Origin of the sequence: Bradyrhizobium sp. TM233, assembly GCF_036247965.1 — a bacterium.
GTDB lineage: Bacteria > Pseudomonadota > Alphaproteobacteria > Rhizobiales > Xanthobacteraceae > Bradyrhizobium > Bradyrhizobium ottawaense.
This window is the reverse complement of record NZ_BTIG01000018.1, coordinates 107,071-128,305: the sequence shown is the minus strand read 5'-3', so window position 1 is coordinate 128,305 and position 21,235 is coordinate 107,071. Positions and strand designations below refer to the sequence as shown.

Below are 21,235 nucleotides of genomic sequence, written 5' to 3'. Positions count from 1 at the left end.
ATTTAGGGGAGACCTCGGCAGCAATTCTCTGACAAACGGTAAAATTTCGCATGACCGTCAGAAGCTTACGCCCTAGCGGGCGTGCAGCAATGCCAGCAGCACGACGACGGCGCAGGCGAGCGCGGCCGACGTCAGCTTCCAGAACATTAGCGGGCTGCGCTCCAGGAGCGGCGTGATCCGCGTGTCCAGATAGGCCGGATTGGGCGTGCGAAGCTCGAAGACGAATTCGGACAGGTCCTCGTGCCGCTTGTAGGGATCGGGATGGAGCGCGCGGCGGAGCGCGCCGTCGATCCAGGCCGGCACATTGCGGTCGTCGTCTGCAGGGCGATATTTGAGCCTTCGCACGTCCGCCTTGCGCCGGATCCTGGCAATTTGGGCGCCGTAGGGGAGCTTTCCCGTCAGCATCTGGTAGCAGATCACCGCCAGCGAAAACATGTCGGAGCGCGGCGAGCCGCCTTGCCCGAGAAAATACTCCGGCGCCGTGTACTGGACCGTTCCCAGGATTTCGTCGGCCTCGTCCCGTGGCGCAGCCTCCGCGACGCCCGCAACCCTGACCGATCCGAAGTCGATGATCTTCGCGGTGCCGGTCTTGTCGATCAGGATATTGTCGGGCCTGAGATCCTGATGCAGCATCTCCATGCGGTGGAAGGCGCGCAGGCCCGCGGCGATCTGCTCAATGATGCCACGCACGGTTTCGAGATCGGGGCGCGGATTGTCGGTCATCCACTGCTTCAGAGTCTGCCCTTCGACGAACTCGGTCGCGACATAGAGGTAGCTGCGTCGCCTCGACTGCGACAGCGGTTTGAGCACGTGCGGGCTGTCGATCCGGCGCGCGATCCACTCCTCCATCAGGAAGCGCTTGAGATAAGCGGCATTGTCGCGCAAATCGATCGACGGCAGCTTGAGCGCGACCGGCTCCTCGGTCTCGGCATCGACGGCGAGATAGATATGGCTGCGGCTGCTGCCGTGGATTTCCCTGATAATCCGGTAGCCGTCGAACATCGCGCGCGGCTCCGGCAGCGGAGGCAGCGGCAATTGTGACGTCTGATTGAAGATGCCGGCCGGCTCGCGCTGCGGTACCGCGTCGATGCGGATAATCTGGACCGTGATGTTGTCGTCGCTGCCGCGCCGGTAGGCTTCCTCGACGATCGCCCTTGCCGCTCCGTCGAGCTCGCCTGCGTGCTCGTTCAGCGCGCTCGTGATGAAGCGCGCGTCGACGAATTCGTAGGCGCCGTCGGTCGCCAGCAGGAACGTGTCGCCGGCCTCGACCTCGAACGCGAGGTAATCGATCTCGAGCTGCGGATTGATGCCGAGCGCGCGGCCGAGATAGGTCTGCTCCGATGACACGATGATCCGGTGATCGTCGGTCAGCTGCTCGAGCGCCTTGCCGGCGACGCGGTAGATGCGGCAGTCGCCGACATGGAAGATGTGCGCGGTAGTCGCCTTGATGACCATGGCGCTGAGGGTGCAGACATAGCCCTTGTCGCGGTCATAGGCGTATTGGCTCTTGCGCGTCTGCGCGTGCAGCCAGGAATTGGTGGCGTCCAGCACGCGGCGGGCGGAGGTCTTCACCGTCCAGGATTCCGACGTGCAGTAATAGTCCATCAGGAAGCTCTTGACCGCCGACTCGCTGGCGATCTGGCTCACGCTGCTAGAGGAGATGCCGTCGGCGAGGACCGCCGAGATGCCCTTCAGGCCGAGCAGCGGCTCCTCTGGAATGAGGACGCCGTGAAAGTCCTGGTTGACGGGCTTGCGGCCCTTGTCGGAGTGCTGGCCGACCGAAATCAGGAGTCCGCGGGTCATCGTCATCACCAGGCGAGGGGAGCCTCACCCTGCTCGGGCAAGGCTCCCCTGTCGAGACGTATTCGATCAGGCCGCAACGCGGGGCTTCGCAGCCTTGTCGACCTGGCGCTTCGGCAAGGTCATGACATGCGTGGCGTAGAGGGTCATGCCGGTGAAGGCGAGGCCGCCGACGAGGTTGCCGAGCACGGTCGGGATCTCGTTCCAGATCAGATAGTCGAGGATCGAGAACTTTGCGCCGAGCAGCAGGCCGGACGGGAACAGGAACATGTTCACGACGGAATGCTCGAACACCATGTAGAAGAACACCAGGATCGGCATCCACATCGCGATCACCTTGCCGGGGACCGAGGTCGAGATCATGGCGCCGACGACGCCGGTCGAGACCATCCAGTTGCAGAGCATGCCGCGCATGAACAGCGTCGCCATGCCGGCCGCACCGTGCGCGGCGTAGCCGAGCGTCCGGCTTTCGCCGATGATTCCGATGGCGGTACCGACCTTGTCCGGCGGCTGCGTGAAGCCGAAGGTGGTGACGAAGGCCATCATGAAGGCGACCGTGAACGCGCCGGCGAAATTACCGATGAAGACGAGACCCCAGTTGCGCAGCACGCCGCCGATCGTGACGCCAGGACGCTTGTCGATCAGGGCAAGCGGCGAGAGCACGAACACGCCCGTCAGGAGGTCGAAGCCGAGGAGGTACAGCATGACGAAGCCGACCGGAAACAAGAGCGCGCCGACCAGCGGCTGACCCGTGTTGACGTTGATCGTGACGGCGAACCAGGCGGCGAGCGTGAGGATGGCGCCGGCCATGTAGGCGCGAATGATGGTATCCCGGGTGGACATGAAGATCTTGGACTCGCCCGCATCCACCATCTTGGTGACGAATTCCGAAGGCGCGAGATACGACATCAATGGTTCCTTTTGCTTCGTAAGAGAGATCGACGCACCCCTGGCGAGAGCGCGGCTGAACATCTTTGGCCGTGCGGGCTGGCTTGCCACGCATGAGCGGTATGGAGAATTGGAAGCCGTGAGAATCGCGTCACGAGGACTGAGCCGGTGAGGGCCGCGAAGCAGTGAGCTTCCGGGATGCAGCCGCCAGAGGCTGCAACAATGCGGCGAGCCGCAGTCTTCGTTGACGGCCCAGGAAATGCAAGTCGCGTGCCGTTCGGGCCAACGAGAAAGATCAAGCAATCTCAATACGATGGGTCGCTGCTTGGTTGGCTGCCGACGTGCCCTCAAGCCTTTTGCCTGGGCTACTGCACAAGTTTTGTGCGCCGCACAAGGATTGAGCAGGCCGCAAATTTCGCGTGCGGAGCGGAGGTGCGGCAGTCTGGCGCGGTCACCGTAACCTCTTCATTGTCCTCCATTTTTGGCGATGAAGGGCTTGGCATGAAGCTTGAATGGTTCCGTGCCGACGCCATTGAAGCCGTCCCGCGAGACTTCTCATCCGACTTGCCGACGCCACCAGACGGGGGTCTCCCCCGTCGTGCGTTCGCATGCGCCAAAGACGGCGCCGCCGGACGGACGGGCTGCTCGTGTGCACTGACGCCATCAATTCTGCAACGACGCAAAGGACGACATATGACCAAGCGCACCCGCAGGCCCTCCGACAACGGGCTCAGCCGCCGCCAATTGTTGAAGGCCGCAGGCTCTACCGCCGCACTTCTCGCCGCCGCCAAACTGAATTTTCCCGCCGGCGCCTTCGCGCAGGACGCTGGCCCCGAGGTCAAGGGCGCCAAGCTCGGCTTCATCGCGCTCTCCGATGCCGGCCCGCTCTTCGTCGCCAAGGACAAGGGTCTGTTCGCCAAATATGGCATGCCCGACGTCGACGTGCAGAAGCAGGCCTCTTGGGGCACCACGCGCGACAATCTCGTGCTCGGCTCCGAGGGCAACGGCATCGACGGCGCGCATATCCTCACCCCGATGCCGTATCTGATCTCGGCCGGCAAGGTGACGCAGAACAATCAGCCGACGCCGATGTACATCCTGGCCCGGCTCAATCTCGATGCGCAGTGCATCTCGGTCGCCAAGGAATATGCCGACCTCAAGGTCGGCGTCGATGCCTCGCTGCTGAAGGCGGCGTTCGAGAAGAAGAAGGCCGAGGGCAAGTCGGCCAAGGTGGCGATGACCTTTCCCGGCGGCACGCATGACCTCTGGGTTCGCTACTGGCTCGCCGCCGGCGGCATCGATCCGGACAAGGATGTCGAGACCATCACCGTGCCGCCTCCGCAGATGGTGGCCAACATGAAGGTCGGCACCATGGATGCGTTCTGTGTCGGCGAGCCCTGGCCCGGGCAGCTGGTGCACCAGGGCATCGGCTATACCGCCGTCAACACCGGCGAGATCTGGAGCAAGCATCCCGAAAAGTCACTCGGCATGCGCGCGGCCTGGGTCGACAAGAACCCGAAGGCTGCGAAAGCGATCCTGATGGCGGTGATGGAAGCCCAGCAATGGGCCGACAAGATGGAGAACAAGGAGGAGCTCGCCACCATCATGGCCAAGCGCCAGTGGATCAACTGCCCGGTCGAGGACATCGCCGATCGCGCCAAGGGCAAGTTCGATTACGGCCTTCCCGGCAAGGTGGTCGAGAACTCGCCGCACATCATGAAGTACTGGCGCGACCATGCCTCCTATCCCTTCCAGAGCCATGATCTCTGGTTCATGACGGAGGACATCCGCTGGGGCAAATACGAGGCCGGCTTCGACAGCAAGGCGCTCATCGCCAAGGTCAATCGCGAGGACATGTGGAAGGACGCGGCCAAGACGCTCGGCGTTGCGGCTTCCGACATTCCGACCTCCACCTCGCGCGGCAAGGAGACCTTCTTCGACGGCAAGGTGTTCGATCCCGAAAATCCGGCAGCCTATCTGAAATCGCTCGCGATCAAGCGCGTCGAAGTCTGATAGAGCCCGCGGCCGCCGTCAGGCGGCCGCTTCGTCCTTTCAAGCCGGAAGAGGATTTTCGATGAACATGCCTGCCACCAAGATTGAGCTTGAGACCGCGACGCCTGCTGCGAGCGCCGCACCGGTCGTTGCGATGACGCCGAAGCGTGCGCCACGCAGTGAAGCCTACGCGCGCATGGCGCGGGAGCTGGCCGTGCGCGTCATCCCGCCACTCGTCGTAGTCGTGCTGCTGACGCTGGTGTGGGAGCTGGTCTGCCGCCGCGCCGGCTCGGCGCTGCCGCCGCCGTCAAAAGTGTTCAAGGACACGAAGGAGCTGATCCTCGATCCGTTCTTCGACCATGGCGGCATCGACAAGGGCCTGTTCTGGCATCTGTCCGCCAGTCTCCAGCGCGTCGCCTTCGGCTATTCGCTCTCGGCGATCGCCGGCATCGCGCTCGGCGTGCTGGTCGGACAGTCGGTCTGGGCGATGCGCGGGCTCGATCCGCTGTTTCAGGTGCTCCGCACCATTCCGCCGCTGGCCTGGCTGCCGCTCTCGCTCGCGGCGTTCCGCGACGGCCAGCCCTCGGCGATCTTCGTCATCTTCATCACCTCGATCTGGCCGATCATCATCAACACCGCGGTCGGCATCCGCAACATCCCGCAGGATTATCGCAACGTCGCGGCGGTGGTGCAGCTCAACCCGCTCGAGTTCTTCGCCAAGATCATGATCCCGGCGGCGGCGCCTTACATCTTCACGGGCCTTCGTATCGGCATCGGGCTGTCCTGGCTCGCCATCATCGCCGCGGAAATGCTGATCGGCGGCGTCGGCATCGGCTTCTTCATCTGGGACGCCTGGAACTCCTCGCATATCAGCGAGATCATCCTGGCGCTGTTCTATGTCGGCATCGTCGGCTTCGTGCTGGACCGCATGATCGCCGGCCTCGGCAAGGTCGTCACCCGCGGCACCGCGCTGAACTGAGGGAGAAGAGCACATGACCGCTTATCTGAAGCTCGACCACATCGACAAGGTCTTTACCCGCGGTGCCGCCACCACGGAGGTGCTGAAGGAGATCAATCTCACGATCGAGAAGGGTCAATACGTCTCGATCATCGGCCATTCCGGCTGCGGCAAGTCGACCTTGCTCAACATCATCGCGGGGTTGACCAACGCCACCACCGGCGGCGTGCTGCTGGAAAACCGCGAGGTCAACTCGCCGGGGCCGGACCGCGCCGTCGTGTTCCAGAACCACAGCCTGTTGCCGTGGCTCACCGTCTACGAGAACGTGAGGCTCGGCGTCGACAAGGTCTTTGCCAGGACCAAGTCCCGCGCCGAGCGCGACGCCTGGGTCATGCACAATCTCAACCTGGTGCAGATGGCCCACGCCAGGGACAAGCGCCCGTCCGAAATCTCCGGCGGCATGAAACAGCGCGTCGGCATCGCGCGGGCGCTGGCGATGGAGCCGAAGGTGCTGCTGCTGGATGAGCCGTTCGGCGCGCTCGACGCGCTGACCCGTGCTCACTTGCAGGACTCGGTGATGGCGCTGCATCAGAAGCTCGGCAACACCATTTTGATGATCACTCACGACGTCGACGAGGCCGTGCTGCTGTCCGACCGTATCGTGATGATGACTAATGGGCCGAGCGCGCGCATCGGCGAGGTGCTGGAGGTGCCGCTGGTGCGCCCGCGCAAGCGGCTCGAGCTCGCCACCAACACCACCTATCTGAAGTGCCGCCAGCGCGTGCTCGAATTCCTTTACGAGCGTCATCGCTTCGTCGAGGCCGCGTAAACCAAAGGTTACTGGCAGAAGGTCTGCGCCTAAATAATCGACATCAAGCTCAATCCTTGTGCGCCGCACAAGGATTGAGCGAATCGCAAATTTAGCGTGCGGAAAGGCCCTGCCAGAATTTCTGGCAATACGAATAACGTCCTGAAATCCCTGTGTTTCCAGCGTGCGCGCAACTGGCACGGAAATTGAAATGTCTTTGCGCGACGCCAACGACGACGTCCCTCAACATCATCAATCAGCATCGTGAACTCGCCACCGGGGTGAAGCCTCGGAGCGCGCCTCCATGTGAGGCGGAGCCTGCAACGACGCAGCGGTGAGCCTGGAAGGGATACTCAATGACGAAGAATCCTACTTGGATTTCAGATTGGCGCCCCGAAGATGAGGCGTTCTGGAATGCGACCGGCAAGACGATCGCGCGACGCAACCTGATCTGGTCGATCGTGGCCGAACATATCGGCTTCTCGGTCTGGCTGATCTGGAGCATCGTCACCACCAAGCTGCCGCAGGCGGGCTTTCACTACACCACCGACCAGCTGTTTCAGCTCATCGCTGTGCCGGGGCTCATCGGCGCCCTGATACGCTTTCCCTATACGTTCGCGGTCACGACCTTCGGCGGCCGCAACTGGACCATCTTCAGCGCGGCGATCCTGTTCATCCCGACGCTGTCGCTTGCCTATTTCGTGAGCCAGCCCGACACGCCGTTCTGGCTGATGCTGCTGATCGCCTCGACCGCGGGTCTCGGCGGCGGCAATTTCGCCTCCAGCATGACCAACATCTCCTTCTTCTTCCCCGACAGGATGAAGGGCTGGGCACTCGGCCTGAACGCGGCCGGCGGCAATATCGGCGTCTCCAGCGTGCAGCTCCTGACCCCGATCCTGATGACGCTCGCCGTCTTCAATCTGTTCCAGGCAACCCCGGTCGACGGCATCTTCCTGCAGAATGCCGGCCTGATGTGGGTGCTGCCGATCGCGATCGCGGTGTTCGGTGCCGTGTTCTTCATGAACAACCTGACCACGGCGAAGTCGTCGGTGAAGAACCAGCTTGCGATCGTCAAGCGCAAGCACACCTGGATCATGGCGTATCTCTACATCGGTACGTTCGGCTCCTTCATCGGCTATTCGGCTGCGTTTCCGCTGCTGATCAAGACCCAGTTCCCGCAAATCACGATTGCGATCGCGTTCCTGGGGCCGCTGGTCGGCTCGCTGTCGCGTCCGCTCGGCGGCTGGCTCGCCGACAAGATCGGTGGCTCCATCATCACCTTCTGGAACTTCATCGCGATGGCAGGCGCAACGGTGGGCGTGCTCTACTTCGTCGGGCAAAAGGATTTCATCGGCTTCCTGTCGATGTTCCTGATCCTGTTCGTGACGACGGGCATCGGCAACGGCTCGACCTATCGCATGATCCCCTCGATCTTCCGCGAAGAGAACCTGTTCAGGGTGCGCGGCAAGGGCGAGGCGGCGCGCGCGCTCGCGCTGAAGACGGCGAGCATCGAGAGCGGTGCAGCGGTGGGCTTCATCGGCGCGATCGGTGCCGTCGGCGGCTACCTGATCCCGACCGGTTTCGGCAAGTCGATCGCCCTGACCGGTGGCCCGCAGTTCGCGCTCGCGATCTATCTCGCCTTCTACGCCAGCTGCCTCGGCTTGACCTGGTGGTTCTACCTGCGTCGCGGCCCGCAGGGTGAGGGCGCCTCAAGCCTTGCCCAAGCAAGGGTCTAATACTTGGCACGAATGTCGCTTCTCCCCGTACGCGGGGAGAAGACTCTCTGATGACGTTTGACCCATGAACCTTGTTCGCAACGAAGCGCACCAAGGCAAACCGAAACAGACAGGAGAACCACATGACGCCCGAACAGATCACCCTCATCCAGCAGAGCTTCGCCAAGGTCGCGCCGATTTCGGAAGCTGCCTCCGCGTTGTTCTACGACCGCCTGTTCGAGGTGGCGCCGTCCGTGCGCGCGATGTTCCCTGAAGACATGACCGAGCAGCGCAAGAAGCTGATGGGCATGCTCGCCGCCGTCGTCAGCGGCCTGTCGAACCTGGAGACGATTCTTCCCGCGGCCTCCGCGCTCGCCAAGCGTCACGTCGCCTACGGCGCAATGGCCGAACACTATCCCGTGGTCGGTGCGACGCTGTTGTGGACCCTGGAGAAGGGTCTTGGCGAAGCCTGGACGCCCGAACTGGCAAAGGCCTGGACCGACGCTTACGGCGTGCTGTCCGGCTACATGATGTCCGAGGCCTACGGCGCACAGCCGCAGGCCGCTGAATAGGAGATGCCTCGTGAGTGAACCGCTGGTCATCGTCGGTAACGGTATGGCGGCCGCGCGTCTGGTCGACGAGCTCGCCAAGACCTCGCTCGGCCGCTATGCGGTCGCGGTGATCGGCGAAGAGCCGCGGCTCGCTTACAATCGCGTGCTGCTCTCCTCCGTGCTGGCCGGCGAGACCGGCTCGCACGAGATCGAGCTGCGGCCGGCCGACTGGTGGCGCCATCGCGGCGTCACGGTCCGCTATGGCTATCGCGTCACCGAGATCGACACCGGCCGCCGCGAGCTCAAGATCGAGGGCGAGGAGAGCATGGAGTATTCCAAGCTCGTGCTCGCCACCGGATCGACGCCGCTGCGGCTCAATTTGCCGGGCGCCGATCTCGCCGGCGTGCACACTTTTCGCGATACGCGCGACGTCGACCTTTTGCTGACACTGGCCGCTGCGAAGAAGCGTGTCGTCGTGGTTGGCGGTGGCCTGCTCGGGCTTGAGGCAGCCTACGGCCTTGCCAAGGCCGGCGCGCCGGTGACGCTGCTGCATCTGATGGACCGGCTGATGGAGCGTCAGCTCGATGGGCCGGCCGCCGACCTGCTCAAGACGCTGGTCGAGCGCAAGGGCATCCGCATCCTGCTTAATGCCTCGACCGCCCGCATCCAGGGCGATGGTCATGTCGAGGCCGTCGAGCTTGCCGATGGCAGCCGCATCGAGGCCGACGCCGTGATCTTCGCCGCCGGCATCAAGCCAAACGTCGCGCTCGCGAAAGACGCCGGCATCGCGGTCAACCGCGGCATCGTCGTCAACGACGAGATGCAGACGGCCTCGCCCGACATCTTCGCGCTCGGCGAATGCGCCGAGCATCGCGGCACCTGCTATGGCCTGGTCGAGCCCGCCTATGAGCAGGCGCGGGTGCTGGCACGCCATCTCGCCGGCAAGCCCGCCGCCTATCAGGGCAGCGTGGTCTCGACCAATCTGAAGGTCTCCGGCGTCAGCGTGTTTTCTGCCGGCGACTTCATGGGCGGCGAGGGCAGCGAGAGCCTGGTGCTGACCGACCGCAGGCGCGGCACCTACAAGAAGCTCGTGATCGCCGACGGCCGGCTCACCGGCGCGGTGTTGATCGGCGATACCGTCGATGCGCTCTGGTATCTCGAGCTGATCCGCAATCGCGACAAGGTGGCGGCGATCCGGCCCGACATGATGTTCGGCCGCACGCTCGCGCTTCCTTCGAAAGCAGCTTGATATGACGGTGATCGATCCCACGCTCCGCGCCACCAAGACGACCTGTCCCTATTGCGGCGTCGGCTGCGGCGTGCTTGCAACGCCGGACGGCAAGGGCGGTGCGGCGATCGCGGGCGATCCCGACCATCCCGCCAATTTCGGCCGGCTGTGCTCGAAAGGTTCTGCGCTCGGCGAGACCGTCGGGCTGGAAAGCCGTCTGCTCTATCCGATGATCCGCTGCAAGGGCGTGCTCGAACGCGTCGCCTGGAGCGATGCGCTCGATCATGTCGCGCACCGCATGCAGCACATCGTGGCGCGCGATGGCGCGGACGCGGTCGCGTTCTATCTCTCCGGCCAGCTCCTTACCGAGGACTATTACGTCGCCAACAAGCTGATGAAGGGCTTTGTCGGCACGGCCAATGTCGATACCAATTCGCGGCTCTGCATGTCGTCGTCGGTCGCCGGCCATCGCCGCGCCTTCGGTGCCGACACCGTGCCCGGCTGCTACGAGGATCTCGATCAGGCCGATCTGCTGGTCTTCGTCGGCTCGAACGCGGCCTGGTGCCATCCCGTGCTGTTCCAGCGTATGCTGAAGAACCGTGGGGAGCGCGGTGCGCGCATGATCGTGATCGATCCGCGCCGTACCGACACGGCTGAAGACGTCGATTTGTTCCTCGGCCTCAAGCCTGGCACCGACACCGCGCTGTTCTCCGGACTGTTCGCCCATCTCGCCGACAATGGTGCGCTTGATCAGAACTACATCGCGAACAACACGTCGGGCTTTGACGACGCGCTGGCGCGAGCGCGCAGCATCGCCGGCAGCGTAGCTGCGACGGCGCTCGCGACGGGCCTCTCCGAGCAGGACGTCGCCACCTTCTTCAAGATGTTCCGCGCCACCGAGAAGGTTGTCACGCTGTACTCGCAAGGCGTGAACCAGTCGGCGCAGGGCACCGACAAGGTCAACGCGATCCTGAACTGCCATCTCGCCACGGGGCGCATCGGCAAGCCGGGCGCCTCGCCGTTCTCGCTCACCGGCCAACCCAACGCGATGGGCGGCCGCGAGGTCGGCGGCCTCGCCAACATGCTTGCGGCGCATATGGGCTTCACGCCGCCGGACATCGATCGTGTCAGGCGGTTCTGGAAGGCGCCGCGCATCGCAACCCACGAGGGGTTGAAGGCGGTGCAGCTGTTCGAAGCCATCAATCGCGGCGAGGTCAAGGCGCTCTGGGTGATGGGCACCAACCCCGCGGTGTCGCTGCCCGATGCGGACTTCGTGCGCGAGGCGTTGAAGAAGCTCGAGCTGTTCGTGGTCTCCGAGAACGTGCTGTCCAACGACACCGTCGATGCCGGCCCGCATGTGCTGCTGCCGGCGCTCGCCTGGGGCGAGAAGTCGGGCACCGTGACCAATTCCGAGCGCCGCATCTCGCGCCAGCGCTCGTTCCTGCCGGCGCCGGGCGAGGCGCGTCCCGATTGGTGGATCCTGAGCGAGACCGCCAAGCGCCTCGGCTTCGGCGACAGTTTCAATTACAAATCCACCGCCGAGATCTTCCGCGAGCACGCCGAGCTCTCGGCGTTCGAGAACGACGGTAGCCGCGATTTCGACATCGGCGCGCTGACCTCGCTGTCCGACGACGCCTTCGATGCCTTGAAGCCGGTGCAGTGGCCGGTGCGCGAAGGCGAGGCGTCGAGCGAGCGTTTCTTTGCGAAGGGCGGCTTCTTCACCAATGACGGCAAGGGCCGGTTCGTTGCGCCGGAGGTACCATCGCTGCGCGGCGAGACCGGTGCCTCGCGTCCCCTCAGGCTCAACACCGGACGCATCCGCGACCAATGGCACACCATGACGCGCACGGGACTCAGCCAGCGGCTGGGCGCGCATCTGCCGGAGCCCTTCGTCGAGATCCATCCTGATGATGCCGGCAAATACGGCATCGTTCACGACGGCTTTGCCCGCGTGACCACCGATTACGGTCAGTGCATCCTGAAGGTCGTCGTCAGTGACGGCACTCAGCGTGGCACATTGTTCGCGCCGATCCATTGGAGCGCGATGAATACCTCGCACGGCCGCGTCGGCGCGCTGGTGCAATCCTTCACCGATCCGTTCTCGGGGCAGCCGGAATCCAAGGCGACGCCGGCCGCGATCGCGCCTTATGAATTCGTCTTCCGCGGCTTTGCGCTGTCGCGAAGGCAGCTCGATCTGCCGCCGAACCTGTTGTGGACCCGCGTCACGGTCACCGGCGGCTTTGGCTATCTCTTTGCCGACAACGCGGACCTCTCGCGTTGGCCGGCCTGGGTCGAGAGCGTCGCCGGCGAGGACGTCGCCGACTATCGCGACTTCGGCGGCGGGATCTATCGTGCGGCGTCGTTCGCGGGCGATCGCATCGACACCTGCCTGTTCGTCGGCCCTGGGCATGATGCCGGCGACTGGGAGGTGGTGAAGAGCCTGTTCGTGGCCGACCTGGTCACCGACGATCAGCGCCGCATGCTGCTGTCAGGCAAGTCCAGCGAAGGCGCCGCCTCGACCGGCCCGATTGTCTGCGCCTGCTTCGGTGTCGGCCGCGGCACCATCTGCGACACCATCGCGGCCGGTGCGCGTACGGCTGCTGAGATCGGCGCGAAGCTCAAGGCCGGCACCAATTGCGGCTCCTGCATCCCGGAGCTGAAGCGCCTGATCGCAACGACGGAAGTGGCGCCGGTGAAGCAGGCGAAGGTCGCGGGCGCGGTGGGGTAGGCCTCGTGCCCCGGACGCAGCGCAGCGCGTAGCGGTGCGCTGCAGAGCCGGGGCCCATCTAGCAGCGAGTGTTTGGCCTTTCTGGGTCCCGGCTCTGCGCAGCAGCGTTTCACGCTGCAGCGCGCCCGGGACGCGAGGGTGGCGTGGACGCAGCCATTCCCCCGGCCCAATCGACGGGCCCTCGATTGTGCCCTATGGTGCTGCGGCTTCCCCCCTCAGCAATCCATAACAACCATGATGTACCTGGAAACGCCGCCGCGCCTGATCGAGACGAGGCTTTTCTCCGCGATGCCCGAAAAGTTCCGCCGCAGGGGCGTGCGGACCGATTGGGCTGATGCCAACCGGCCGAATGTGCCGACCGACAGCTTCATCGAAGGACCGTCTTTCGACAGCGACGGCAATCTCTACATCGTCGACATTCCCTTCGGCCGCATCTTTCGTATCGCGCCTGATGGCGAATGGTCGCTCGTGATCGAATATGAGGGATGGCCGAACGGGCTGAAGATCGCATCTGATGGGCGCATCCTGGTGGCCGACTACAGGCACGGCATCATGGAGCTCGACCCCAAGGCCGGTCGCATCAAGCCCGTCCTGACCGCGCGCAATTCAGAATCCTTCCGCGGCTGCAACGACCTGCATCTTGCTTCCAACGGCGACATCTATTTCACCGATCAGGGCCAGACCGGCCTGCACGACCCCAGCGGTCGCGTGTATCGTCTCGCGTCGAATGGTCGGCTCGATTGCCTGATCGATACCGGCATCAGCCCGAATGGCCTGGTGCTCGATCTCACCGAAACCGTACTGTTCGTCGCGATGACGCGCGACAACGCGGTGTGGCGGTTGCCGTTCATGAAGGACGGCAGTGTGTCCAAGGTTGGCCGCTTCTGCTCGCTGTTCGGCACCAGCGGTCCCGATGGCTTGACCATGGACGCCAAGGGCCGCCTTTTCGTCGGCCACGCTTCGCTCGGCCACGTCTTCGTGTTCGCCCCGAACGGGGAATTGCTCGCGCGGATCAAGTCGTGCGCGGGGCCGAATTGCACCAATGTCGCAATCGGTGGCGAAAGCGGGAATCGGCTCTATATCACGGAGTCGTCGACTGGCAGCGTGCTGGTTGCGGATATCGGCGGACTGTGAGCTCTAACATGAACACAAAATTCTTCGGCAAAGCCGGCGCCAAAGTCTCCGTCATCGGGCAGGGCACCTGGTATCTCGACCACGGCGACCGCAAGCGCGCGATTACGGCGCTTCAGCGCGGGCTCGATCTCGGCATGACACACATCGACACCGCCGAGATGTATGGCGATGCCGAGCTCGTCATTGCGGACGCGATCGCGGGCCGTCGTGATGAAGTGTTCCTCGTCTCCAAAGTGCTGCCAAGCAACGCGTCGCGCCGCGGCACCATCGCGGCCTGTGAGCGCTCGCTGAAGCGGCTGAAGACGGATCATCTCGATTGCTATCTCCTGCACTGGCGCGGTTCCTATCCGCTCGAAGACACCGTCGCCGCGTTCGAGGAGCTGGTGAAATCAGGCAAGATCAAATCCTGGGGCGTCTCCAATTTCGATGCTGATGATCTCGACGAAATTCTCGACGTCTCCGGCGAGGACCGCATTGCCTGCAATCAGGTGCTTTATCATCTGAAGGAACGCGCGATCGAGCATGCGGTGATCCCCTGGTGCGAGCGGCATGGTGTCGCCGTGGTCGCCTATTCCCCGTTCGGTCATGACGATTTCCCGGACGCGCGCAGCAAGGGCGGTGCCGTGCTGGCGCGCATTGCGGAGGCGCGTCGCGTGACGCCGCGTCAAGTCGCACTCAGCTTCCTCACCCGTGCGACTACGGTGTTCACGATCCCGAAGGCCTCGTCTGCCGAACATGCCGGCGAGAATGCGGCCGCCGGTGATCTCGTGCTGACGAAAGACGAGATTACGGCGTTAGATGCGGCGTTTCCGCGCGGTCCGAAGCCGCGCAGCCTGCCCATGCTGTAATGCACAAACGCCCATTATTAACCGAGCATTGACGCGCGCGGCGGCTCGCGCATATCGGCATCCTGTTTTCGGAAGTTGTGAACGCGGCGCATTTGTCGTTTTTTACAACCGTTCTCGATTCGCATTTTCCCGGGTTCCAGCCGTGACACCGCCGCCCGCCGCAGCCGCAAGGCTCGACAGTATCCCCATGCCCGTGCCGGAGAAGAAGCAGACGGCTCGCCGCGCGCCCGCGCGTGTCGACCATCCCTTCAAGGGCATTGCACTGGTGCTGTTGTCGACGGTGTTTCTCGGCACCTCCGATGTCACTGCGAAATATCTGTCGACCAGCCTGCCGTCGATCGAGATCACCTGGATCCGCTTCGTCATGTTCGCGCTGATGTTCACGCCGGTGATGCTGCCGGGCTCTCCGCTCCATGCGATGCGCACCGAGCGGCTCGGACTGCAGCTGATGCGCGGTGCCGCGCTGCTCGGCTCCTCGCTGTTCTTCATCACCGGCCTGCGGTTCCTTCCCATCGCGGAGGCCTCGGCGACCGGCTTCGTCTCGCCGCTGTTCGTCACCGCGCTCTCGATCGTCTTCCTCAGCGAGACGGTGGGCATGCGACGCTGGATCGCGACCGCGATCGGCCTGACGGGCGTGCTGATCATCCTGCGGCCCGGCTCGAGCGCGTTTCACGCCGCCGCGTTCTTCCCGATCGTCTCTGCGTTCTGCTGGGCCGCCGCGCTGATCCTGACGCGGATGATGAGCGGGCGTGAAGCCGTGCTCACCACGATGGCCTATTCCGCGCTCACGGGCGTTGCGATCCTTTCCGTGATGGTGCCGTTCGTCTGGGTTACGCCGACCTGGACCGCGATCGGGCTCGGCATCGTGATCGGCGTCGCCTCGACCGTCGGCCAGTGGATCATCGTGCTGGCCTATCGCTACGGCGATGCCTCGGTGCTGGCGCCGTTCTCCTACACCCAGCTGCTGTGGGTCAGCATTCTCGGCTTCTTCATCTTCGGCGAGGTCCCCGATCTCTGGACGGTCGTCGGCGCAGCCTTCATCGTCGCCAGCGGTCTCTACATCGCCCATCGCGAGCGTATCCGCCGCGCCCAGCTGCTGGTGCTGGAAGAGCGTTCCCCGAACCCCTGACGCAAGTTTGCGCATGCTGTCATGTGCTATCAACGGCTTCAACAATACGGGAGGAGCCGGATGCGCGCTGCGATTTTCAGGAACGGTGAGATCGTCGTCGACAGGATGGCCGAGCCGAAGCCGGGCGCGGGCCAGGTGCTGGTCAAGACGCTCGCCTGCGGCATCTGCGGCTCCGACCTGCATGCGCGCCAGCATGCACCACGGATGGTGGAGATGGCCAGGAAGACCGGTCGCACGCCGATGGATCTGTCGCGTGACGTCGTGTTCGGTCACGAATTCTGCTGCGAGATCGTCGACTACGGCCCCGGCACGGAACGCAAGTTCAAACCGGGGACGCATGTCTGCTCGCTGCCCGCGCTGGTGACGCCGGAAGGCATCAAGGGGATCGGCTACTCCAACGACTTCGTCGGCGGCTATGCGGAGCAGATGGTTCTGAGCGAGCCGCTCCTGCTCGAAGTGCCCAACGGTCTTGCGCCGGAACATGCGGCGTTGACCGAGCCGCTCGCCGTCGGCGTTCACGCCGTGGCAAAGGCCGACATCCGGGGTGGCGAGGTGCCGCTCGTCATCGGTTGCGGCCCCGTCGGGCTCGCGGTGATCGCGGCGCTGAAGATCAAGGGGCTGCACCCCATCGTCGCCGCCGACTATTCGCCGGCGCGGCGCGCGCTCGCGGCAAAGCTCGGCGCCGATATCGTCGTCGATCCCAGGGTGTCGCAGCCCTATGCGACCTGGGCCGAGCACGCGCAGATGTCGGACGCCGAGAAGGCGGCGAGGCCACCGTTCCAGGCCATGCTGCCGGCGCTGAAGCCTGCGATCATCTTCGAATGCGTCGGCGTGCCCGGGCTGCTGCAGCAGGTTTTCGAAGGCGCACCGCGCGATGCCAGGATCGTCGTGGTCGGCGTCTGCATGGAGACCGACAAGAGCGAGCCCATGCTCGGCATCATGAAGGAGCTCAACGTCCAATACGTGCTCGGCTACACGCCGGAGGAGTTCGCTGCGTCACTTCGGCTGATCGCGGAAGGGCAGGTGGATGCGGCGGCGATGGTCACGGCCGAGGTCGGCATCGACGGCGTCGCCAGGGCCTTCGCCGATCTCGCCAACCCGGAAGTGCACACCAAGATCATCGTGCAGCCGTGGCGGTGACGGTCTCGTAGTGTGGGCAAAGGCGCAAAGCGCCGTGCCCACCATGCATCCGCGTTCCTGGTGAGATTGGTGGGCACGCTTCCGCCGTCGCTCTTCGAGCTATGGCGGACAAGCCGCTTGGACCACCCTACGAAACCTTCTCAATATTTCGCCGGCACGTACATCTCCGCCGGAATGGGCCCGCGGTGATAGTCGGGGTTGCGGACACGCGGCGGCAGCACCACCGGCACGCGGCTGACCTCCTGGTATGGCATCTGGCTCAGCAGATGCGCGATGCAGTTGAGGCGCGCGCGCTTCTTGTCCACCGCGTCGACGATCCACCACGGTGAATCCGGAAGGTGCGTATGCTCGAGCATGGTCTCCTTGGCCTTGGTGTAGAGCTCCCAGCGGCTGCGGGCCTCGACGTCCATCGGGCTCAGCTTCCACTGCTTCAAGGGATCCTTGATGCGCATGGTGAAGCGGAACTGCTGCTCGTCGTCGGTGATCGAGAACCAGTATTTGACCAAAATGATGCCGGAGCGGATCAGCATCCGCTCGAACTCCGGCACCGTCTGGAAGAATTCCTGGTATTGCTCGTCGGTGCAGAAGCCCATCACGCGCTCGACGCCGGCGCGGTTGTACCAGCTGCGGTCGAACAGCACGATCTCGCCGCCCGCGGGCAGATGCGACACATAGCGCTGGAAATACCATTGCGTGCGCTCGCGCTCGCTCGGCGCGGGGAGAGCCGCGACGCGGCAGATGCGCGGATTGAGGCGCTGGGTGATGCGCTTGATCACGCCGCCCTTGCCGGCGGAGTCGCGGCCCTCGAACAGCACCACGACCTTCTTCTTCTCGCTCTGCACCCAGTCCTGGAGCTTGACCAGTTCACCCTGGAGCCGGAGCAGTTCCCGGAAATAGAGCCTGCGATCCACCGTCGGGCGGAGCGCGTCGGTCTCCTCGATGAGCTCGTCGAGCCTGGAGTCGTCGAGCTCCATCTCCAGCTCCTCGTCGAGATCGTCGGTCATTTCCCGGATGATGCGCTCGCGTTTGGCCATTTCAGGGGTGCGGTCGGATGCGGTCATGGGTCCTTCTCTCGGCTCGGGTGCCAGTCGCCGAGGACCATCGGTGGCGTTTATTGCACCCTTGTGACAGCCCGAAGCAGGACTGCGGGCATCACACCGGCAGCGCGATCGAATACTTCACCTGGCTCAGCGCAAAGCTCGACTCGATCGAGGCGATGCCGTCGAGCCGGGTCAGCTTGGTTTTGAGGAAGGTCTCGTAGGAGGCGAGGTCGGCCGCCACCACGCGCAGGAGATAGTCGCGGTTGCCGGTCATCAGATAGCATTCCAGCACCTCGTCCCATTTCGAGATCGCGCGGGCAAAGCGGTTGAGATCCTCCTCCTTCTGCCGCGCCAGCTTGATCGAGATGAAGACGCTGACATGCAGGCCGAGCGCCTTCTGGTCCACGGTCGCGACGTAGCGGCTGATGACGCCGCGCTCCTCCAACAGCTTGACCCGGCGATGGCAGGGCGAGACCGAGAGCCCGACCTTGTCGGCGAGTTCCTGCATGGTCATCCGGCTGTCGGCCTGAAGCAGCGCGAGGATCTTTCGGTCGATGGCGTCTAGCTCTGGCATTGGGATAAAACCTGCCTATTCCGGGTAATTATTAGTATGGTATCCCAATATCATCAGGTATTGCGCGAAAAATTGAGAAGTTTGGCGCTCCTCGCAGGCGTATCATCGCCCCACCTGTTTTCCGGGAGCCTTTGCCATGCCCGTCGATACCGCCCGCCTCGACACCTTGACCGCGCTGAGCCGCAAGGCGCTGTGGCTGTCGTCCTGGACCATCCACCACGCCAACCACATCCGCCCCAATGCCGACGGGTTGAAGGTCGGGGGACATCAGGCCTCGTCCGCCTCGCTCGCCACCATCATGTCGGCGCTGTATTTCCATGTGCTGCGCCCTGAGGACCGCGTTGCGGTGAAGCCGCATGCGAGCCCGGTGTTCCACGCCATTCAGTATCTGTTCGGCCGGCAGAGCCGCGAGAAGCTGGAGAACTTTCGCGGCTTCAAGGGCGCGCAATCCTATCCCTCGCGCACCAAGGACGTCGACGACGTCGATTTCTCCACCGGCTCGGTCGGCCTCGGCGTCGCGCAGACGCTGTTCGCCTCGCTGGTGCAGGATTACGTCAAGGCGCATGGCTGGATGAAGGATCGCCGCGAGGGGCGGATGATTGCGCTGGTCGGCGACGCCGAGATGGACGAGGGCAATATCTGGGAGGCGCTCGCCGAGGGCTGGAAGCACGGCCTGCGCAACACCTGGTGGGTGGTCGACTACAACAGGCAGTCGCTCGATGCCGTCGTGCGGGAAGGGCTCTGGGAAAAGTTCGAGACCATGTTCCGCAATTTCGGCTGGGACGTCGTCATCGTGAAATACGGTCGCCTGATGCGCGAGGCCTTCGCCGAGCCCGGCGGCGAGGCTCTTAAGGCTTGGATCGACAATTGCCCGAACGCGCTTTACGCCGCGCTGTGCTTCCAGGGCGGCGCAGCGTTCCGAAAGCATCTGCACGACGAGATCGGCGACCAGGGGCCGATCACGAAACTGATCGACAGCCGCAGTGACGAGGAATTGCTGGCGCTGATGTCGAACCTCGGCGGCCACGACATGGCGAGCATGCTGGACGCCTTCGAATCCATCGATCACGATCGCCCGGTCTGCTTCATCGCCTACACCATCAAGGGCGTCGGCCTGCCGTTCCAGGGCCACAAGGATAATCACGCCGGCCTGATGACGGTCGCGCAGATGGAGAAATATCGCGACAGCCAGAACATCCGGCCCGGGCATGAATGGGAGAAGTATGAAGGCCTCGCGCAATCCGCCGCCGAGCTCGATGCCTTCCTCGCGCGCGTGCCGTTCAACCAGGACGGCCGCCGCCTGAGCGCACCGGTCGTCGAGGTGCCCCAGCAGCTCGCCTTCAAGCCGTCGCCGCAGATGTCGACCCAGCAGGGCTTTGGTCTCGTCTTGAACGAGATCGCGCGCAGCGACGGCGAATTGGCGAGGCGCATCGTCACGACCTCGCCCGACGTCACGGTCTCGACCAATCTCGGTCCGTGGGTGAATCGCCGCGGCCTGTTCGCGCGCGCCGAAAAGGCGGATTTATTCCGCAGCGAGAAAATTCCGTCCACGTTCAACTGGGACTTTTCACCCAAGGGCCAGCATCTCGAGCTTGGGATTGCCGAGATGAACCTGTTCATCATGCTCTCGGCGCTCGGGCTGTCGCACCAGATCAACGGCGAGCGGCTGCTGCCGGTCGGCACGCTCTACGATCCCTTCATCGAGCGCGGGCTCGATGCGCTGAACTACGCCTGCTACCAGGATGCGCGCTTCATGGTGGCGGCGACGCCGTCAGGCATCACGCTCGCGCCCGAGGGCGGCGCGCACCAGTCGATCGCAACGCCCCTGATCGGCATGGCACAGGACGGGCTCACCTCGTTCGAGCCGGCTTTCGTCGACGAACTCGCCGTGATCATGGCTTTCGGTTTTGAGCACATGCAGCGCGAAGCGGGCGAGGGCGGCTCGGTGTACTTGCGGCTGTCGACGCGCAGCATCGAGCAGGCCCAGCGCATCATGACGCCGGAGCTTACGCAGGGCATCACCGACGGCGCCTATTGGCTGCGCAAGCCGGGCCCCAATGCCGAAGTCGTGATCGCCTATACCGGCGCGGTGGCGCCGGAAGCGATCGAGGCGACGGGCTTCGTCGGCGAGAGCCGGCGCGATATCGGCCTGCTCGCGATCACCTCGGCGGACCGCCTGCATGCGGGTTGGACCGCCGCGCGGAAATTGCGGCGCGACCGCCGCGGCGTGCAGCATCTCAGCCACATCGAGAAATTGCTGGCGCCGCTGCCGCGCGACTGCGGCATCGTGACCGTGATCGACGGCCATCCGTCAGCGCTCGGCTGGCTCGGTAGCGTCCGCGGCCACCGCGTCGAGGCGCTCGGCGTCGAGCAGTTCGGCCAGACCGGCACGATCGCTGACCTGTATCGACACTACGGCATCGATGCCAACGCAATCATCGATGCGGCCGAAAGCCTCACCACCGGCGCGCCGGTGCTGCATCGAAAGATGGCGGTGTAGTCGAGGTAACCGGCTGCATGGGCCCCGGCTCTGCAGCGCACCGCTGAAGTAGCGCTGCGCTGCGTCCGGGGCACGAGCCTGGTTAGACGCGCTCCAATCGCGTGTCCCGGACGAGGCGCGACATGAAATGTCGCGACGCTGAGCCGGGACCCAGGCCGCTTGCTTCGCTTCAAATCGCGTCCCATATTCCGCGCGTCCGCCG

16 protein-coding genes are annotated in these 21,235 nt (G+C 64.2%); 12 read left to right on the top strand and 4 right to left on the bottom strand.

What is annotated here, in order from left to right; genetic code table 11:
* Positions 1-72 precede the first annotated feature (72 nt).
* Together AABA86_RS28065 and AABA86_RS28060 are read right to left on the bottom strand one after the other, a co-directional pair.
* On the bottom strand, positions 73-1,809 hold the full coding sequence (locus AABA86_RS28065; protein WP_212248158.1) for a bifunctional protein-serine/threonine kinase/phosphatase: 1,737 nt from the start codon (positions 1,807-1,809) through the stop codon (positions 73-75).
* Positions 1,810-1,869: 60 nt separating this feature from the next.
* Complete coding sequence (locus tag AABA86_RS28060) at positions 1,870-2,709, bottom strand: formate/nitrite transporter family protein (protein WP_092259682.1); 840 nt, start codon at positions 2,707-2,709, stop codon at positions 1,870-1,872.
* A 672-nt stretch (positions 2,710-3,381) separates the two neighbouring features.
* Here AABA86_RS28060 and AABA86_RS28055 point away from each other — a divergent pair.
* From AABA86_RS28055 to AABA86_RS28005, 11 genes are all read left to right on the top strand, one after another.
* The gene (locus AABA86_RS28055) at positions 3,382-4,701 is read left to right on the top strand and encodes a CmpA/NrtA family ABC transporter substrate-binding protein (RefSeq protein ID WP_212247947.1); all 1,320 of its coding nucleotides are present in this window, start codon (positions 3,382-3,384) and stop codon (positions 4,699-4,701) included.
* A 61-nt stretch (positions 4,702-4,762) separates the two neighbouring features.
* Entirely contained in the window at positions 4,763-5,659 is an 897-nt protein-coding gene (gene ntrB, locus AABA86_RS28050) for a nitrate ABC transporter permease (protein ID WP_338309140.1), read from the top strand.
* Between the two features lie 13 nt (positions 5,660-5,672).
* A complete protein-coding gene (locus AABA86_RS28045; protein WP_212247949.1) occupies positions 5,673-6,467 on the top strand; it encodes an ABC transporter ATP-binding protein in 795 nt (264 codons plus the stop codon).
* A gap of 335 nt (positions 6,468-6,802) precedes the next feature.
* Complete coding sequence (locus tag AABA86_RS28040; protein WP_338309139.1) at positions 6,803-8,182, top strand: MFS transporter; 1,380 nt, start codon at positions 6,803-6,805, stop codon at positions 8,180-8,182.
* 122 nt (positions 8,183-8,304) lie between these two features.
* Complete coding sequence (locus AABA86_RS28035) at positions 8,305-8,733, top strand: globin family protein (RefSeq protein WP_212247951.1); 429 nt, start codon at positions 8,305-8,307, stop codon at positions 8,731-8,733.
* A 10-nt stretch (positions 8,734-8,743) separates the two neighbouring features.
* Positions 8,744-9,961: an NAD(P)/FAD-dependent oxidoreductase gene (locus AABA86_RS28030; protein ID WP_338309138.1), complete on the top strand. Its 1,218-nt coding sequence runs from the start codon at positions 8,744-8,746 to the stop codon at positions 9,959-9,961.
* A gap of 1 nt (position 9,962) precedes the next feature.
* The gene (locus AABA86_RS28025; RefSeq protein ID WP_338309137.1) at positions 9,963-12,668 is read left to right on the top strand and encodes a nitrate reductase; all 2,706 of its coding nucleotides are present in this window, start codon (positions 9,963-9,965) and stop codon (positions 12,666-12,668) included.
* 237 nt (positions 12,669-12,905) lie between these two features.
* Positions 12,906-13,802 carry an SMP-30/gluconolactonase/LRE family protein gene (locus AABA86_RS28020; RefSeq protein WP_212248160.1) on the top strand — a complete coding sequence of 299 codons (897 nt, stop codon included), beginning with the start codon at positions 12,906-12,908 and terminating at the stop codon, positions 13,800-13,802.
* A gap of 8 nt (positions 13,803-13,810) precedes the next feature.
* A complete protein-coding gene (locus tag AABA86_RS28015) occupies positions 13,811-14,650 on the top strand; it encodes an aldo/keto reductase (protein ID WP_338309136.1) in 840 nt (279 codons plus the stop codon).
* 187 nt (positions 14,651-14,837) lie between these two features.
* On the top strand, positions 14,838-15,779 hold the full coding sequence (locus AABA86_RS28010; protein WP_338309172.1) for a DMT family transporter: 942 nt from the start codon (positions 14,838-14,840) through the stop codon (positions 15,777-15,779).
* A gap of 60 nt (positions 15,780-15,839) precedes the next feature.
* Positions 15,840-16,919 (top strand): zinc-binding dehydrogenase, encoded by a 1,080-nt coding sequence (locus AABA86_RS28005; RefSeq protein ID WP_338309135.1) that lies wholly within the window; start codon positions 15,840-15,842, stop codon positions 16,917-16,919.
* 140 nt (positions 16,920-17,059) lie between these two features.
* Here AABA86_RS28005 and ppk2 read toward each other — a convergent pair whose 3' ends face one another.
* Positions 17,060-17,980, bottom strand: coding sequence for a polyphosphate kinase 2 (ppk2, locus tag AABA86_RS28000; RefSeq protein ID WP_338309134.1), 921 nt, complete (start codon positions 17,978-17,980; stop codon positions 17,060-17,062).
* A gap of 91 nt (positions 17,981-18,071) precedes the next feature.
* Positions 18,072-18,533, bottom strand: a complete 462-nt coding sequence (locus AABA86_RS27995; protein ID WP_212247960.1) for an Lrp/AsnC family transcriptional regulator — start codon at positions 18,531-18,533, stop codon at positions 18,072-18,074.
* A gap of 136 nt (positions 18,534-18,669) precedes the next feature.
* Here AABA86_RS27995 and AABA86_RS27990 point away from each other — a divergent pair, with 136 nt between their 5' ends.
* Positions 18,670-21,033: a transketolase gene (locus AABA86_RS27990; protein WP_338309133.1), complete on the top strand. Its 2,364-nt coding sequence runs from the start codon at positions 18,670-18,672 to the stop codon at positions 21,031-21,033.
* The last annotated feature ends 202 nt before the right edge of the window (positions 21,034-21,235 follow it).

Coding starts and splice junctions, on each gene's coding strand:
- AABA86_RS27995 (WP_212247960.1), bottom strand. CDS start 18,533: ATGCCAGAGCTAGACGCCATCGACCGAAAGATCCTCGCGCTGCTTCAG.
- AABA86_RS28040 (WP_338309139.1), top strand. CDS start 6,803: ATGACGAAGAATCCTACTTGGATTTCAGATTGGCGCCCCGAAGATGAG.
- AABA86_RS28060 (WP_092259682.1), bottom strand. CDS start 2,709: ATGTCGTATCTCGCGCCTTCGGAATTCGTCACCAAGATGGTGGATGCG.
- AABA86_RS28035 (WP_212247951.1), top strand. CDS start 8,305: ATGACGCCCGAACAGATCACCCTCATCCAGCAGAGCTTCGCCAAGGTC.
- AABA86_RS28010 (WP_338309172.1), top strand. CDS start 14,838: ATGCCCGTGCCGGAGAAGAAGCAGACGGCTCGCCGCGCGCCCGCGCGT.
- AABA86_RS28055 (WP_212247947.1), top strand. CDS start 3,382: ATGACCAAGCGCACCCGCAGGCCCTCCGACAACGGGCTCAGCCGCCGC.
- AABA86_RS28045 (WP_212247949.1), top strand. CDS start 5,673: ATGACCGCTTATCTGAAGCTCGACCACATCGACAAGGTCTTTACCCGC.
- AABA86_RS28020 (WP_212248160.1), top strand. CDS start 12,906: ATGTACCTGGAAACGCCGCCGCGCCTGATCGAGACGAGGCTTTTCTCC.
- AABA86_RS28005 (WP_338309135.1), top strand. CDS start 15,840: ATGCGCGCTGCGATTTTCAGGAACGGTGAGATCGTCGTCGACAGGATG.
- AABA86_RS28025 (WP_338309137.1), top strand. CDS start 9,963: ATGACGGTGATCGATCCCACGCTCCGCGCCACCAAGACGACCTGTCCC.
- ntrB (WP_338309140.1), top strand. CDS start 4,763: ATGAACATGCCTGCCACCAAGATTGAGCTTGAGACCGCGACGCCTGCT.
- AABA86_RS28065 (WP_212248158.1), bottom strand. CDS start 1,809: ATGACGATGACCCGCGGACTCCTGATTTCGGTCGGCCAGCACTCCGAC.
- ppk2 (WP_338309134.1), bottom strand. CDS start 17,980: ATGACCGCATCCGACCGCACCCCTGAAATGGCCAAACGCGAGCGCATC.
- AABA86_RS28015 (WP_338309136.1), top strand. CDS start 13,811: ATGAACACAAAATTCTTCGGCAAAGCCGGCGCCAAAGTCTCCGTCATC.
- AABA86_RS27990 (WP_338309133.1), top strand. CDS start 18,670: ATGCCCGTCGATACCGCCCGCCTCGACACCTTGACCGCGCTGAGCCGC.